This is a genomic window from Ruegeria sp. CH2 (assembly GCF_056537065.1).
Window position 1 is genome coordinate 173,118 of record NZ_JBQFQV010000003.1, and the last position, 12,497, is coordinate 185,614.

Annotated in this window: 13 protein-coding genes; all 13 read left to right on the plus strand. The window is 60.9% G+C overall.

All coding sequences use genetic code 11. From position 1 onward, the window contains the following. Position 1 precedes the first annotated feature (1 nt). Positions 2-1,159 (plus strand): phosphatase PAP2 family protein, encoded by a 1,158-nt coding sequence (locus ACR0M9_RS07090; protein ID WP_480773192.1) that lies wholly within the window; start codon positions 2-4, stop codon positions 1,157-1,159. A gap of 21 nt (positions 1,160-1,180) precedes the next feature. Further along, entirely contained in the window at positions 1,181-2,794 is a 1,614-nt protein-coding gene (locus ACR0M9_RS07095; protein WP_480773193.1) for a S8 family serine peptidase, read from the plus strand. A gap of 189 nt (positions 2,795-2,983) precedes the next feature. After that, positions 2,984-4,147: a putative lipid II flippase FtsW gene (gene ftsW / locus ACR0M9_RS07100; protein ID WP_480506256.1), complete on the plus strand. Its 1,164-nt coding sequence runs from the start codon at positions 2,984-2,986 to the stop codon at positions 4,145-4,147. After that, positions 4,147-5,244, plus strand: a complete 1,098-nt coding sequence (locus ACR0M9_RS07105) for a UDP-N-acetylglucosamine--N-acetylmuramyl-(pentapeptide) pyrophosphoryl-undecaprenol N-acetylglucosamine transferase (protein ID WP_480773194.1) — start codon at positions 4,147-4,149, stop codon at positions 5,242-5,244. The genes ftsW and ACR0M9_RS07105 overlap by 1 nt, the downstream gene beginning before the upstream one ends. After that, the gene (gene murC / locus ACR0M9_RS07110) at positions 5,241-6,650 is read left to right on the plus strand and encodes a UDP-N-acetylmuramate--L-alanine ligase (protein WP_480773195.1); all 1,410 of its coding nucleotides are present in this window, start codon (positions 5,241-5,243) and stop codon (positions 6,648-6,650) included. Before ACR0M9_RS07105 ends, murC begins: the two co-directional genes overlap by 4 nt. 75 nt (positions 6,651-6,725) lie before the next feature. Next, the gene (locus ACR0M9_RS07115) at positions 6,726-6,974 is read left to right on the plus strand and encodes a DUF2484 family protein (RefSeq protein ID WP_480583041.1); all 249 of its coding nucleotides are present in this window, start codon (positions 6,726-6,728) and stop codon (positions 6,972-6,974) included. Then, positions 6,971-7,237 carry a DUF2484 family protein gene (locus ACR0M9_RS07120; RefSeq protein WP_267363876.1) on the plus strand — a complete coding sequence of 89 codons (267 nt, stop codon included), beginning with the start codon at positions 6,971-6,973 and terminating at the stop codon, positions 7,235-7,237. The genes ACR0M9_RS07115 and ACR0M9_RS07120 overlap by 4 nt, the downstream gene beginning before the upstream one ends. 24 nt (positions 7,238-7,261) lie before the next feature. Then, positions 7,262-7,555 carry a hypothetical protein gene (locus ACR0M9_RS07125; RefSeq protein WP_209504519.1) on the plus strand — a complete coding sequence of 98 codons (294 nt, stop codon included), beginning with the start codon at positions 7,262-7,264 and terminating at the stop codon, positions 7,553-7,555. Beyond that, a complete protein-coding gene (murB, locus tag ACR0M9_RS07130; RefSeq protein WP_480773196.1) occupies positions 7,552-8,490 on the plus strand; it encodes a UDP-N-acetylmuramate dehydrogenase in 939 nt (312 codons plus the stop codon). The genes ACR0M9_RS07125 and murB overlap by 4 nt, the downstream gene beginning before the upstream one ends. 108 nt (positions 8,491-8,598) lie before the next feature. Beyond that, complete coding sequence (locus tag ACR0M9_RS07135) at positions 8,599-9,516, plus strand: D-alanine--D-alanine ligase (protein ID WP_245222549.1); 918 nt, start codon at positions 8,599-8,601, stop codon at positions 9,514-9,516. After that, complete coding sequence (locus tag ACR0M9_RS07140) at positions 9,504-10,511, plus strand: cell division protein FtsQ/DivIB (RefSeq protein ID WP_480773197.1); 1,008 nt, start codon at positions 9,504-9,506, stop codon at positions 10,509-10,511. Before ACR0M9_RS07135 ends, ACR0M9_RS07140 begins: the two co-directional genes overlap by 13 nt. Positions 10,512-10,519: 8 nt before the next feature. Continuing rightward, positions 10,520-11,854: a cell division protein FtsA gene (gene ftsA, locus ACR0M9_RS07145; RefSeq protein ID WP_209504922.1), complete on the plus strand. Its 1,335-nt coding sequence runs from the start codon at positions 10,520-10,522 to the stop codon at positions 11,852-11,854. Continuing rightward, complete coding sequence (locus ACR0M9_RS07150; RefSeq protein WP_480506264.1) at positions 11,841-12,260, plus strand: hypothetical protein; 420 nt, start codon at positions 11,841-11,843, stop codon at positions 12,258-12,260. Before ftsA ends, ACR0M9_RS07150 begins: the two co-directional genes overlap by 14 nt. The last annotated feature ends 237 nt before the right edge of the window (positions 12,261-12,497 follow it).

Genomic DNA, 12,497 nt, shown 5'->3' on the forward strand with positions numbered 1-12,497 from the left:
TATGTCTTACGTTTCCACGCTCAACGGTTTTGGCATGATGGTCCGACGTGGTGAGCTGATCTCGTGCAAAGTGGTGAAACTGATGAACCTTGCCGGAACCGGTGGTCTCGGCTCCTCATTGGGGGCGAACCAATCTGAGCTGAACAATTTCATTTTCGATGCCCAGCGAGAGAGTTACCTGCAATACAGTAAAGCGATCAACGCGCTGGACCCAGAGGTGTTGGACGATGAAACGCTGCGCAAACTCAGTGATTTCATGCAGGACGAGCGGTTTATCGATCCGCTCAAGGCTGACGCAGGCGTAATGGATTCGATAGACGATGAGATCGGGAAACGCTCTGCCCTCGGCGCGGCGTCCGTCGCGATGAGCGCATCTTCGGCATTCGCACTGAACCGGAACCGCAACAGAAACCGCAATCGGAACAGAAACCGGAACCGAAACAGAAATCGCAATCGTAACCGGAACCGCAGCGATTTTGACGTCGGCGGCAGCGATGCTTCCTTCGGCTGGCGCGAGATGCGCGATCTGTGCCGGATCGGAATGCTGCCCGCATCCGGTCTGCTGGGCAAGGTCTGGGAAAACATCGACCTTCTGCCGCCCCCGGGCCCTGACGAAAGCATGAAGGAAACCGAATACCTGCTGATCCTGCAAGGTCGGCTCAAATGGTCAAATCAGGCGACACGGCGCGAGGAAATCGTGGCGCAGGCTGGCTTTGGTATTGATGACTATCTCAGCCCGCTGGGCATTGACGAGCAGGGTGGCTTTGATGCGACACGTGCGCTGATGACGATCCTGCTGGAACTGACGAATGAGATTGGCCTGACCTACAAGAACCGCTTCAGCCGGCCCAGACCCAATATCATCCAGCCGCTGATCCGGCCCTTTATCCCGGTGCCTTTTCATGCGGCTTACCCCTCGAACCACTCCTACCAATCCTTCGCGATTGCCGAACTGTTCTCGCGGCTGATCCCTGAACATCCGGGCACTGTCGCTTTGTTCCACCGCGCCCAGCGGATTGCTGAAAACCGCGAATGGGCTGGTCTGCACTACCCAAGCGACACAGCCGCCGGGCGAAGTCTGGCCAGAAAAACCGTGGCTTACCTGACCGAGGTTCTGGACGAACTGATGGACGAAGCACAAGACGAATGGCTGGGTTAAGGATCAACGCGAGGTGACGAAATGACCGCAGGAAACGAAGACTACGCACGATATTACTATCTCTGGCATCTGGTCGCGATCAAAGCCTTGACCGTCAAGGCGCCCCCGCCCGCTGACGGAGAGACCTGCCCGGAAATTGACAGCGCGATCTGGGATTTCACAGGCCCTGCTCTGGCCGAGGCGAAGATCGCCTTGATCGACATGGGCGTGGCCCCGCATCACCCAAACCTGAAAGCGCCGGACACCGGACCAGTTCCGGCGGACAGGGTCATTCGGGACGAAGCCCTTGATCTGGCCAGCCACCCGTTCGGCGTCAAATATATTGATCGGTCGGCCGTTGGGGCAGGGGCAGAACATATCGAAGAACATGTGCAACATCTGTCGGGCATTCAGGACCCAGCAACCATTCCGGGCCTGACGTCGCAGGAACAGCGGGTGATTGCCGGATTGAGATCGGGGTTCGGTGTCAAGCGTTACATCGATGCTTATGATGATCGCTATGCCGGGCACGGCACAAGCTGTGCCGGGCTGGCCTGCGGAACCAGCTTTGCGGCTGATCAATTCGGCAATACCGGCAATATCGCGGCGTATTACGGGGTTGATCCCAAAAGCAGGGTTATTCCGATCACGACGTCGATCTCACCCAGCCCGGAAGAGTTGATTGCGGCGTTTCTTTATGCTCATGAAAAGGATGTTCATGTCATCCTGTTTCCGCGCGACATAGCGAACCCGGACCATTGGCCCGGGTATGATGACCGTCCTGCCACTGTTACCGAACCGTTCTATCCGGGTCTGGACAGGCACGAAAAGACGCGCCTGCACGAGACGATGCGCGATGAACCCGACGGTGACGCGCGCGATATTTCAGTGGCGTGGTCGGCGCTCCACAAGGTCGTCGAATGGGTCAGCACGAAAATTCCGGTGGTCTGCGCGGCTGGCAATGACGGTCGAAGTGAATTGATTTACCCGGCCAGCCTGTCCGGTGATCCAGCCAACGGGATCATTTCCGTGGGGGCCGTCAACTATAATGGCTACCGGTCCGGGTATTCGAACTATTCTGCTGATCTGACCGTGTCCGCCCCCTCGGATGACGGTGAGATATACAACCGCTATCAAATACGTCTGGACCGGGACGCGGCCTCGGCGACTGACTTCCATCTGGAGGATCGGGCCGCTCTTCCCAAACATCACCTCAAACGCGATGGCAGTGGTGACGCGATCCCGATTGTCGATTTCGCACCTCAACGGTTGGTGACGTTGGACGTGCCGGGCCCCCGGGGTTATGTCGAAGGCAGCCTTGCCGCGGCTGTCGAAACCCGAAAAAAGGCCGTGGACGATCCCGCCGGTCTGTATACCGAATTCGGCGGCACTTCGGGGGCTTCGGCCCTCGTTGCCGGGGCAATCGCGATGATGCAACGAAAGTCGCCCAATGTTCTCAATGGGGTGCAGATCAAAGCCATCTTCAAGAACCTCGAAACATCTGCAACGCGATTCAACAACGCCCACTGGTATTGGTCCTCTGCCGCAGGAACCTTGCAAGCTGATGCGATCAACGGTTACACGCCTCCCCCCAGGGCCGAACTGTTCGGTGTGGCGGGGTTGCTGGATGTGCCGCTGCTGCTGACCAAAGTCTGACAGCCCGCCGCCTCCCGCCCGGTGGCCGTCGCAACACGGTTGACAGGCGGTCTGGGTCTGCGGCGCGGGTCTTGCGCAGGAAATCCCGATTTGCCCGCGAACAGGCTGGCCTGATCGCCAAATTGCATGTAGACTCGTAGCCAGACCCCGAAAACGGGGCGTTAACGAGGCAGAGAGTGGCGGTATCTCATGACTGAGATGGTGTATGGCGCGGTCCAGGACCAGCGCGGAGAACCGATTCTACCGAAGTGGTGGCGTACTATCGATCGCTGGACGATGTCCTGCGTTCTGATCCTGTTTACCATCGGACTGTTGCTGGGGCTGGCCTCTTCACCGCCACTGGCCGGTCGCAACGGGTTCGATCCCTTCCATTATGTCGAGCGTCAGGCCTTGTTCGGCGGATTGGCGCTGATCGCGATGCTGCTGACCTCGATGATGTCTCCAACCTTGGTGCGGCGTCTGGCCGTTCTTGGTTTTCTGGGGGCCTTCGTCGCTCTGGTCTTCTTGCCGGTGTTCGGTACGGATTTCGGCAAGGGCGCAGTGCGCTGGTACTCGCTGGGCTTTGCCTCGCTGCAACCGTCCGAGTTTCTGAAACCCGGCTTTGTCGTCGTGGCCGCTTGGCTGCTGGCCGCCTCACAGGAAATCAATGGCCCTCCGGGGCGGTTGTGGTCCTTTGCGCTCTGCATGGCCATCGTGGCCATGTTGGTGATGCAACCCGATTTCGGTCAGGCCTGCCTGATCCTGTTCGGCTGGGGCGTCATGTATTTCGTGGCCGGGGCCCCGATGCTGCTGTTGCTGGGCATGGCCGGTGTTGTCGTTCTGGGCGGGATGTTGGCCTATTCGAATTCCGAACACTTTGCCCGCCGCATCGACGGCTTTCTGAATCAAGAGGTCGATCCGACCACCCAGCTTGGCTATGCAACCAACGCCATCCGCGAAGGCGGGTTGTTCGGCGTCGGCGTAGGGGAGGGGCAGGTGAAATGGTCGCTGCCCGATGCCCATACCGACTTCATCATCGCCGTCGCGGCCGAGGAATACGGCCTGATCCTTGTCATGATCATCATTGCGCTATACGCGCTGATCGTCGTGCGCTCGCTGCTGCGGCTGATGCGCGAACGCGACATGTTCATTCGTCTGGCCGGTACCGGTCTGGCCTGCATGTTTGGCGTTCAGGCGATGATCAACATGGGTGTTGCGGTACGTCTGCTGCCGGCCAAGGGCATGACTTTGCCGTTCGTCAGCTACGGCGGCTCATCCCTGATTGCAGGCGGTATTGCCGTTGGCATGCTGCTGGCCTTCACCCGAACCCGCCCACAGGGCGAACTAGGCGATATTCTGCGCGGACGAGGATAATGGGGAACCCTTACCTGTTGATTGCGGCTGGCGGCACCGGGGGCCATATGTTTCCCGCTCAGGCGCTGGCCGAGGCGATGCTGCACAAGGGCTGGCGCGTGCGCCTGTCCACCGACCCGCGCGGTGCGCGCTATACCGGTGGCTTTCCCCATTCGACCGAGATTGTCGAGGCGTCCTCGGCCACCTTCGCCCGTGGCGGTCTGGCGGCAAAGGCAATGGTTGGCCCGATTATCGCTGGTGGTGTCACCAGCATGATCTTCCAGATGATGCGCGACAAACCCGATGTTGTCGTGGGCTTTGGCGGTTATCCGTCGATCCCGGCGCTGGGCGCCGCGACCCTGCTGAAAATACCGCGGATGATCCATGAACAGAACGGGGTACTGGGCCGCGTGAACCAGCTGTTTGCAACCCGCGTTGCGCAGGTGGCCTGCGGCGTCTGGCCGACGGATCTGCCCGAAGGCGCGCATGGCATCCACACCGGCAACCCGGTGCGTGCCGCGGTTCTGGACCGCGCCGCCGCCGGGTATATCCCGCCGGGTGATTACCCGATGTCGGTTCTGGTGATGGGCGGCTCGCAGGGTGCGCGCATCCTCAGCGATATGGTGCCCGGAGCGATTGCCGCGCTGCCCCAAGACCTTCGCGCGCATATCCGTGTCTCGCATCAGGCGCGGGATGAAGATGGAGAACGGGTCAGCGCATTCTATCAAGACCATGGTATCCGCGCCGACGTTCAGCCCTTCTTCGATGACATTCCCCGCCGCATGTCGGATGCGCAGCTTGTGATCTCGCGCTCGGGCGCGTCCAGCGTGGCCGATATCTCGGTCATCGGTCGCCCTTCGATCCTGATTCCGCTTGCTGCTGCCGCCGGGGATCATCAGACCGCCAACGCGCGCGGGCTGGTGCAGGCCGGCGGGGCCATCATGATCCCGGAAAATGCGCTTGACGTTCCCACGCTGACACAGCAAATCACCACGGTTCTCACGAACCCCGAAGCCGCACAGAAAATGGCCCATGGTGCCCTGTCGGTCGGGGCGCCCGATGCCACCCAGCGTCTGGTCGCTCTGGTCGAGCAGCTGGCGCAGAAGGAGACCACATGAACCCAGCAACCAAACTGCCTCAGGACGTAGGGCCGATCCACTTCGTGGGCATCGGCGGGATTGGCATGTCGGGCATCGCCGAGGTGCTGCTGAACCTGGGGTATCAGGTACAGGGCTCCGATTTGAAAGCCTCGAAGATCACCAACCGGCTGGCCAGTTTGGGGGCCGAGATTTTCGTCGGCCAGCGCGCCGAAAACCTTGAAAACGCCGCCGTCGTGGTTGTCTCGACCGCGATCAAACCGGGCAACCCGGAGCTGGACCAAGCCCGCGCCCAAGGTCTGCCGGTTGTCCGCCGCGCCGACATGCTGGCCGAACTCATGCGTCTGCGCTCAAACATTGCCATTGCCGGAACACACGGCAAGACCACCACGACGACCATGATGGCCGAACTGATGGTTGCAGGCGATTTCGATCCGACCGTGATCAATGGCGGCATCATCCACGCCTATGGATCGAACGCGCGGATGGGGCAGGGCGAATGGATGGTAGTCGAAGCCGACGAGAGCGATGGCTCGTTCAACCGCCTGCCCGCAACCATTGCCATTGTCACCAATATCGACCCCGAGCATATGGAACATTGGGGTGATTTCGACAGGCTGCGCGACGGTTTCTACGAATTCGTCTCGAACCTGCCATTCTACGGTCTGGCCGTCTGCTGCACCGATCATGCCGAGGTTCAGGCCCTTGTCGGGCGCATCACCGACCGCCGTGTCCGCACCTATGGTTTCAACGCGCAGGCGGATGTGCGGGCTGTGAACTTGACCTACAAGGGCGGTGTGGCGCATTTCGACATCCATCTGCAATACGAAGACAAGATGATCGAAGGCTGTACCCTGCCGATGCCCGGCGATCACAACGTCTCAAACGCGCTGTCCGCCGCTGCCGTCGCCCGTCATCTGGGCATGAAAGCTGCGGAAATCCGCGACGCGCTGGCCAATTTCGGCGGCGTCAACCGTCGCTTTACAAAGGTCGGGGAAATCGACGGTGTCACCATCATCGACGATTACGGCCACCACCCGGTCGAAATAGCCGCCGTTCTCAAGGCCGCCCGTCAGGCGACCGAAGGCCGCGTGATTGCTGTGCACCAGCCGCACCGCTATTCGCGCCTGTCCAACCTGTTTGACGATTTCTGCACCTGTTTCAATGACGCCGATGTCGTGGCCATTGCCGAGGTTTTTGCCGCTGGTGAAGACCCGATCGAAGGCGCCTCGCGCGACGATCTGGTGCAGGGCCTGATCCGTCACGGCCACCGCCACGCCCGCGCGCTGCTGGATGAAGACGACCTTGAACGCCTCGTGCGCGAACAGGCCCGACCGGGCGATATGGTCGTCTGCCTCGGGGCCGGTACGATCAGCGCCTGGGCCAACGGTTTGCCCGAGAGATTGCAAAGAAAACAAGCTGTTTGACGCGTCATTTGTTTGTTGCACAACTTAAAAGTGTGATACTCTGACCGCAACAGTCGCGTGTCCTCGGAGGGGCGAATGGACTATTCGATGATCTTTGCAGCGCTTTGGGTGATCTGCGCCACCATCGTGGCAATGTTGCCGATGCGGCTGCAATTCCCGCCGGGGTTTGTCCTGTTGGTCTGCGCACCAATGCTTATCGTGTGGCTTGGATATGTCCACGGCTGGTTCTGGTCGGTCGCGGCATTTGCAGGGTTCGTGTCGATGTTCCGCAACCCCATCCGGTATTACTGGCGCAAATGGACAGGGCGCGAGGTCGCAGAATGACATGGTCTATCGCTCTGGCAGCCCTGTGGGGCTTTGCTGCCAACGTCCTTGCGCTGATCCCCAGCACCGACAACCACTGGACGCGCGCCTATATCCTGATCATCGTGGGCATTCCAATCGTCGGCTATGTCACCTATGAAAACGGCCCCTGGATCGGGCTGCTGGTGCTGGCAATGGGCATGTCCGTGCTGCGCTGGCCGGTGATTTATCTGACCCGTTGGACAAAGTCGAAAATGCAGGGCATGAAGGCGGCCAAAGAATAACCGGCCAACTTCAGGAGGTCTGTCATGGCGACAATCGCCACATTTGCCTATCTGCCGCTCGTTTCCTTCGTTCTGGGTGCCGCTGCCGGGTTTACGGCGGGCCGCTGGCTTGGCCTGCGCAGCCTTCTGTGGCTGATCGGACTGACATCCGCGGTTGGTCTGGGGCTGATCGTCGTGCTGGCCGGTGTCGGAACGGGTGAAGAAGACAAGGCGTTCGGCCCGCTGGTCTGGTTGACTGCCGGTGTTCTTCCCTTCCTTTTCGCCGCAATCATGGGCGGGGTCGGTGGGCGCAGCCTGGCGGTGCGCGCGACTACATGACTCTGCTTCCCCCTGTACTTCCTGACGTCCGGGGCCGCCTGTCCAAAGCGCGCAACCTGTCTGACCTCACATGGCTCCGCGTCGGTGGGCCGGCGGATTACCTGTTCCAGCCTGCCGATGTCGAAGACTTGCAGGTCTTCCTGCGCGATCTGCCGGATGATGTGCCGGTCTTTCCGATGGGGGTCGGCTCGAACCTCATCGTGCGCGATGGTGGCTTGCGGGCCGTTGTGATCCGGCTGGGGCGCGGGTTCAACGCCATCTCGGTTGAGGGCAACGCCGTCACCGCGGGCGCTGCCGCGCTGGACGCGCATGTTGCGCGCAAGGCGGCGGATGCGGGCGTGGACCTGACCTTCCTGCGCACCATCCCCGGCTCGATCGGGGGCGCGGTGCGGATGAATGCGGGCTGTTATGGCAGCTACACAGCGGATGTGCTGCGCAAGGCCACCTTTGTCACCCGACAGGGCGACCTGCGGGACCTGACGCCCGAGGATCTGAACTTTCGCTATCGCCAGTCCGACCTGCCCGAAGGTGCCGTTCTGATTTCGGCCACGTTCGAAGGCCCGTCCGGCGATCCCGATGACCTTCATGCCCGAATGGAAGCGCAACTGAAAAAGCGTGACGAAACCCAACCCACCAAAGACCGCAGTGCCGGATCGACCTTCCGCAACCCGGCCGGGTTTTCCTCGACCGGGCAGGCTGATGACGTGCATGACCTCAAGGCGTGGAAAGTGATCGACGATGCGGGAATGCGCGGCGCGACACGCGGCGGGGCGCAGATGAGCCCGAAACACTCGAACTTCCTGATCAATACCGGCACCGCCACCGCTGATGACCTCGAAGGTCTGGGCGAAGAGGTGCGAAAAAAGGTTTACGAAACAAGCGGCATCACGCTAGAGTGGGAAATCATGCGGGTCGGTGATCCGCTAAAAGAATAAAGCCCCGACCGTCAGACCAAAACAGGCAAATTCAGGCGACGGATCAAAGGCATAAACGCAGTACGGACCACCACATAAGGTCCGGGGACATTGAGGCGCACATTGGGTATGTCGAGCAGGACAAACCCCAAAGTGGCGGTATTGATGGGCGGCCCCTCGGCGGAACGCGAGGTGTCTCTCAGCTCTGGGCGCGAATGCGCGGCCGCCCTTGTGGGAGAAGGTATTGAAGTGGTCGAACTGGACGCAGGTCCCGACCTCTATGCGCGCCTGTTGGATATTCAGCCGGATGTGGTTTTCAACGCCTTGCATGGCCGCTGGGGCGAGGATGGCTGCGTGCAGGGGATGCTGGAATGGATGCGGATTCCCTATACCCATTCGGGTGTTCTGGCCTCGGCCCTTGCGATGGACAAGCAACGCAGCAAGGACGTCTATCAGGCCGAAGGTCTGCCCGTTGTCCCCAGTGTGATCGTCCCGCGTGCCGAGGTGACCCGCGCCCATGTGATGGAACCGCCCTATGTGGCCAAACCCAATAACGAAGGCTCCAGCGTCGGTATCTACATCGTCCACGAAAACGCCAATGGCCCGCCGCAGCTGTCCGAAGACATGCCCGACCAGATCATGGTCGAGAAATACGTGGCCGGGCGCGAACTGACCGTGACCGTGATGGGCGACCGCGCCCTGACCGTAACCGAGATCATGACCGATGGCGGCTGGTACGACTACGACGCCAAGTACAAACCCGGCGGATCATGGCACGTGGTCCCCGCCGATATCCCGCAGGATATCTTTGATCGCTGCATGGATTATGCCCTGCGCGCGCATGATGCTTTGGGCTGCAGGGGCGTCAGCCGCACCGATTTTCGCTGGGATGACAGCGCGGGTGCTGATGGGCTGTTTCTGCTGGAAACCAACACCCAGCCGGGCATGACGCCCACTTCACTGGCCCCGGAACAGGCCGCGCATCTGGGCATGACATTTGGCCAGCTCTGCGCCTGGATGGTTGAGGACGCCTCATGCAACCGTTAATCGCCAGCCGCTCTCTGGAAATCCATCGCACCAAACCCCTTGCCGGGCCGGATGCCGATTTTGCCTCGGCAGATTCGGAACCGCATGACACCCAGCCCATTCTGCGTCTGCGCGGGGCGCGGGTGTTTTCCCGCACCGCACGCCGCAGCGATCCGGCCCCGTCGCGCCTCAGCTATCGTCTTCAGCGCTGGATGCTGACACCGGGTATCCGTCTGGGCGTCAAGCTTGGCCTGCCGATCTGTGCGATTGCTGCGGCAATTGGTGTCTATTTTGCCTCTCAGGACCGGCGCGAAGCGCTTGGCACGTATATCGCCGATATTCGCACCTCGATTCAGGAACGCCCCGAGTTCATGGTTAACCTGATGGCCATCGACGGGGCAGGCACCAGCCTGTCCGATGATATCCGCGAGGTCGTGCCTCTGGATTTTCCGATCAGTTCCTGGGATTTGGATGTCGAACAGATGCGCGACACGATCACCGGGCTTGATCCGGTGAAATCGGCAACCGTACGCATCCGTCCGGGCGGCATCCTTCAGGTCAACGTGGTCGAGCGTCAGCCCGTGATTGTCTGGCGGACGCATGACGGCCTCGAACTGCTCGACGAGACCGGCGCGCATGTCAAGGAAACCACCTCTCGCAAGGACCATGCCGACCTGCCTTTGATCGCGGGCGCGGGCGCGGATGCCCATGTGGCGCAGGCGCTCGAGATTTTTCAGACCGCCCGCAGCCTGGGCAATCGTGTGCGCGGGCTGGTGCGCGTGGGTGAACGGCGCTGGGATCTGGTCCTGGACCGTGGCCAGCGCATCATGCTGCCGACCGAGCGCCCGGTGCGCGCGCTGGAACGCGTGCTTGCGGTGAACGAGGTGCAGGACCTTCTGGAACGCGACGTGGCCGTGGTCGACATGCGCCTTGGCCAGCGTCCCACCATTCGAATGACCAAAGCCGCCAGCGAAGACTGGTGGAATACAAAAGTGACAATGAGTAACGGGCAGTAACGAGCATGATGACCGATCTTTATCAGTCCCAACGCGCCATGCGTCAGATGCGGCGCCAGGCATTGCAACGCGGTGTGATCGCGATTCTGGATGTGGGCAGTTCCAAGATTGCCTGCCTCGTTCTGCGTTTCGACGGATCGGGCCGGCTGAGTGAAGATAACACCATCGGCTCAATGGCGGGGCAGACGGGGTTTCGGGTGATCGGGGCCGCAACGACACGTTCGCGCGGCGTACAGTTTGGCGAAGTCACCGCCATGCAGGAAACAGAACGCGCCATCCGCACCGCGCTTCAGGCCGCACAGAAGATGGCCGATATCCGTGTCGATCACGTCATCGCCTGTTTCTCGGGGGCCAACCCGCGCTCTTACGGGCTGGACGCGCAGGTCGATCTGGATGGCCAACTGGTGTCCGAGGCCGAAGTGGGCCGTGTTCTGAATGCCTGCGACGTGCCGGATTACGGCGACGGGCGTGAAGTGCTGCACGCACAGCCGGTCAATTTTGCGCTCGACAACCGCTCGGGCCTGATCGACCCGCGCGGGCAGATGGGCCAAAGCCTTGCGGTCGATATGCACATGCTGACCGTCGATGCGATGGCAATCCAGAACATCGTGCGCTGTATCAAACGCTGCGATCTGGAACTCGCCGGGATTGCGAACTCGGCCTATGTCTCGGGTATTTCGGCGCTGGTCGAGGATGAGCAGGAACTGGGCGCGGCCTGTATTGACATGGGCGGCGGCACCACCAGCGTTTCGATCTTCATGAAGAAACACATGATCTATGCCGATTGCGTGCGTATGGGCGGCGATCATGTGACCGCCGATATCTCGATGGGGCTGGGCGTGCCCGCGGCTGTGGCGGAACGGATCAAGACGTTCAATGGCGGAGTTCATGCGACCGGCGCTGATGACCGTGACATGATCGATATCGGTGGCGATACCGGTGACTGGGAACACGACCGCCGCACCGTCAGCCGGGCCGAACTGATCGGCATCATGCGTCCGCGCGTCGAGGAAATTCTTGAAGAGGTCCGCGTGCGTCTGGATGCGGCCGGGTTTGAACATATGCCAAGCCAGCAGATCGTTCTGACCGGTGGCGGCAGTCAGATCATGGGGCTGGACGGTCTGGCGACCCGCATCCTTGGTCAACGCGTGCGTCTGGGCCGCCCGCTGCGGGTGCATGGCCTGCCGCAATCGGCGACAGGTCCGGCGTTCTCGTCCTCCGTGGGGCTCAGCCTGTTTGCGGCGCACCCACAGGACGAATGGTGGGATTTCGAAATCCCGGTCGACACCTACGCCGCGCGCCCGTTCAAGCGGGCCGTCCGGTGGTTCCGTGACAATTGGTAGCCCCCTGTACCGGGCCGCTTTGTGTGCGGCCCTGTTGCCGGGGTGGGTTTCGGCCCAGACCATCATCACACCCGAGGCATTTCTGGATGCCGCCGTCGGCAAAACGCTCACCTTCCATGAGATTCGCAGCGGCTATTTCGTCGGGACCGAGCAATTTCTGAACCGTCACATCTCGGTCTGGCGGCAAGAAGGGCAGGGCTGTGTCTATGGGCAGATCACCACGCCAAACGGTCAGATCTGCTTTCTCTATGACAACGACCCGGATGGTATTCCCGTCTGCTGGTGGCCCTTCCTGCACGAAGGCCGTCTGATGGTGCGTCTGGCCTCGTTTGCAGAAAGCGAAATCCAGGAGGTGCGCAGCATCACCGAAACCAGCCTGAACTGTCCAAGTGCACCGCTCAGTTGAAAAATCCGGTTGCAGCGCGTCGATTTATCCCTCAAGATATCCACAAGGCCCGGCAGAGGCCTCGCGGCAGGACCTGAGCAGTTTTCCGCAGTGTAAATGATGGTCGATCAAAGCGTGACGAACGGCTGAGTCCTCGCGCCGGGGTCGTCTGCCTTGTGATGGTCGCCGGCGTTTCCGCTATATCTGGCAGTACCTGCGAAATGCCGCCGGTTTCTGCCTTATTTCCTCCATATTTTG

Excerpts from the sequence above, each read along its gene's own strand:
- ACR0M9_RS07090 (WP_480773192.1), top strand. The coding sequence starts at position 2 with ATGTCTTACGTTTCCACGCTCAACGGTTTTGGCATGATGGTCCGACGT.
- ACR0M9_RS07095 (WP_480773193.1), top strand. The coding sequence starts at position 1,181 with ATGACCGCAGGAAACGAAGACTACGCACGATATTACTATCTCTGGCAT.
- ftsW (WP_480506256.1), top strand. The coding sequence starts at position 2,984 with ATGACTGAGATGGTGTATGGCGCGGTCCAGGACCAGCGCGGAGAACCG.
- ACR0M9_RS07105 (WP_480773194.1), top strand. The coding sequence starts at position 4,147 with ATGGGGAACCCTTACCTGTTGATTGCGGCTGGCGGCACCGGGGGCCAT.
- murC (WP_480773195.1), top strand. The coding sequence starts at position 5,241 with ATGAACCCAGCAACCAAACTGCCTCAGGACGTAGGGCCGATCCACTTC.
- ACR0M9_RS07115 (WP_480583041.1), top strand. The coding sequence starts at position 6,726 with ATGGACTATTCGATGATCTTTGCAGCGCTTTGGGTGATCTGCGCCACC.
- ACR0M9_RS07120 (WP_267363876.1), top strand. The coding sequence starts at position 6,971 with ATGACATGGTCTATCGCTCTGGCAGCCCTGTGGGGCTTTGCTGCCAAC.
- ACR0M9_RS07125 (WP_209504519.1), top strand. The coding sequence starts at position 7,262 with ATGGCGACAATCGCCACATTTGCCTATCTGCCGCTCGTTTCCTTCGTT.
- murB (WP_480773196.1), top strand. The coding sequence starts at position 7,552 with ATGACTCTGCTTCCCCCTGTACTTCCTGACGTCCGGGGCCGCCTGTCC.
- ACR0M9_RS07135 (WP_245222549.1), top strand. The coding sequence starts at position 8,599 with ATGTCGAGCAGGACAAACCCCAAAGTGGCGGTATTGATGGGCGGCCCC.
- ACR0M9_RS07140 (WP_480773197.1), top strand. The coding sequence starts at position 9,504 with ATGCAACCGTTAATCGCCAGCCGCTCTCTGGAAATCCATCGCACCAAA.
- ftsA (WP_209504922.1), top strand. The coding sequence starts at position 10,520 with ATGACCGATCTTTATCAGTCCCAACGCGCCATGCGTCAGATGCGGCGC.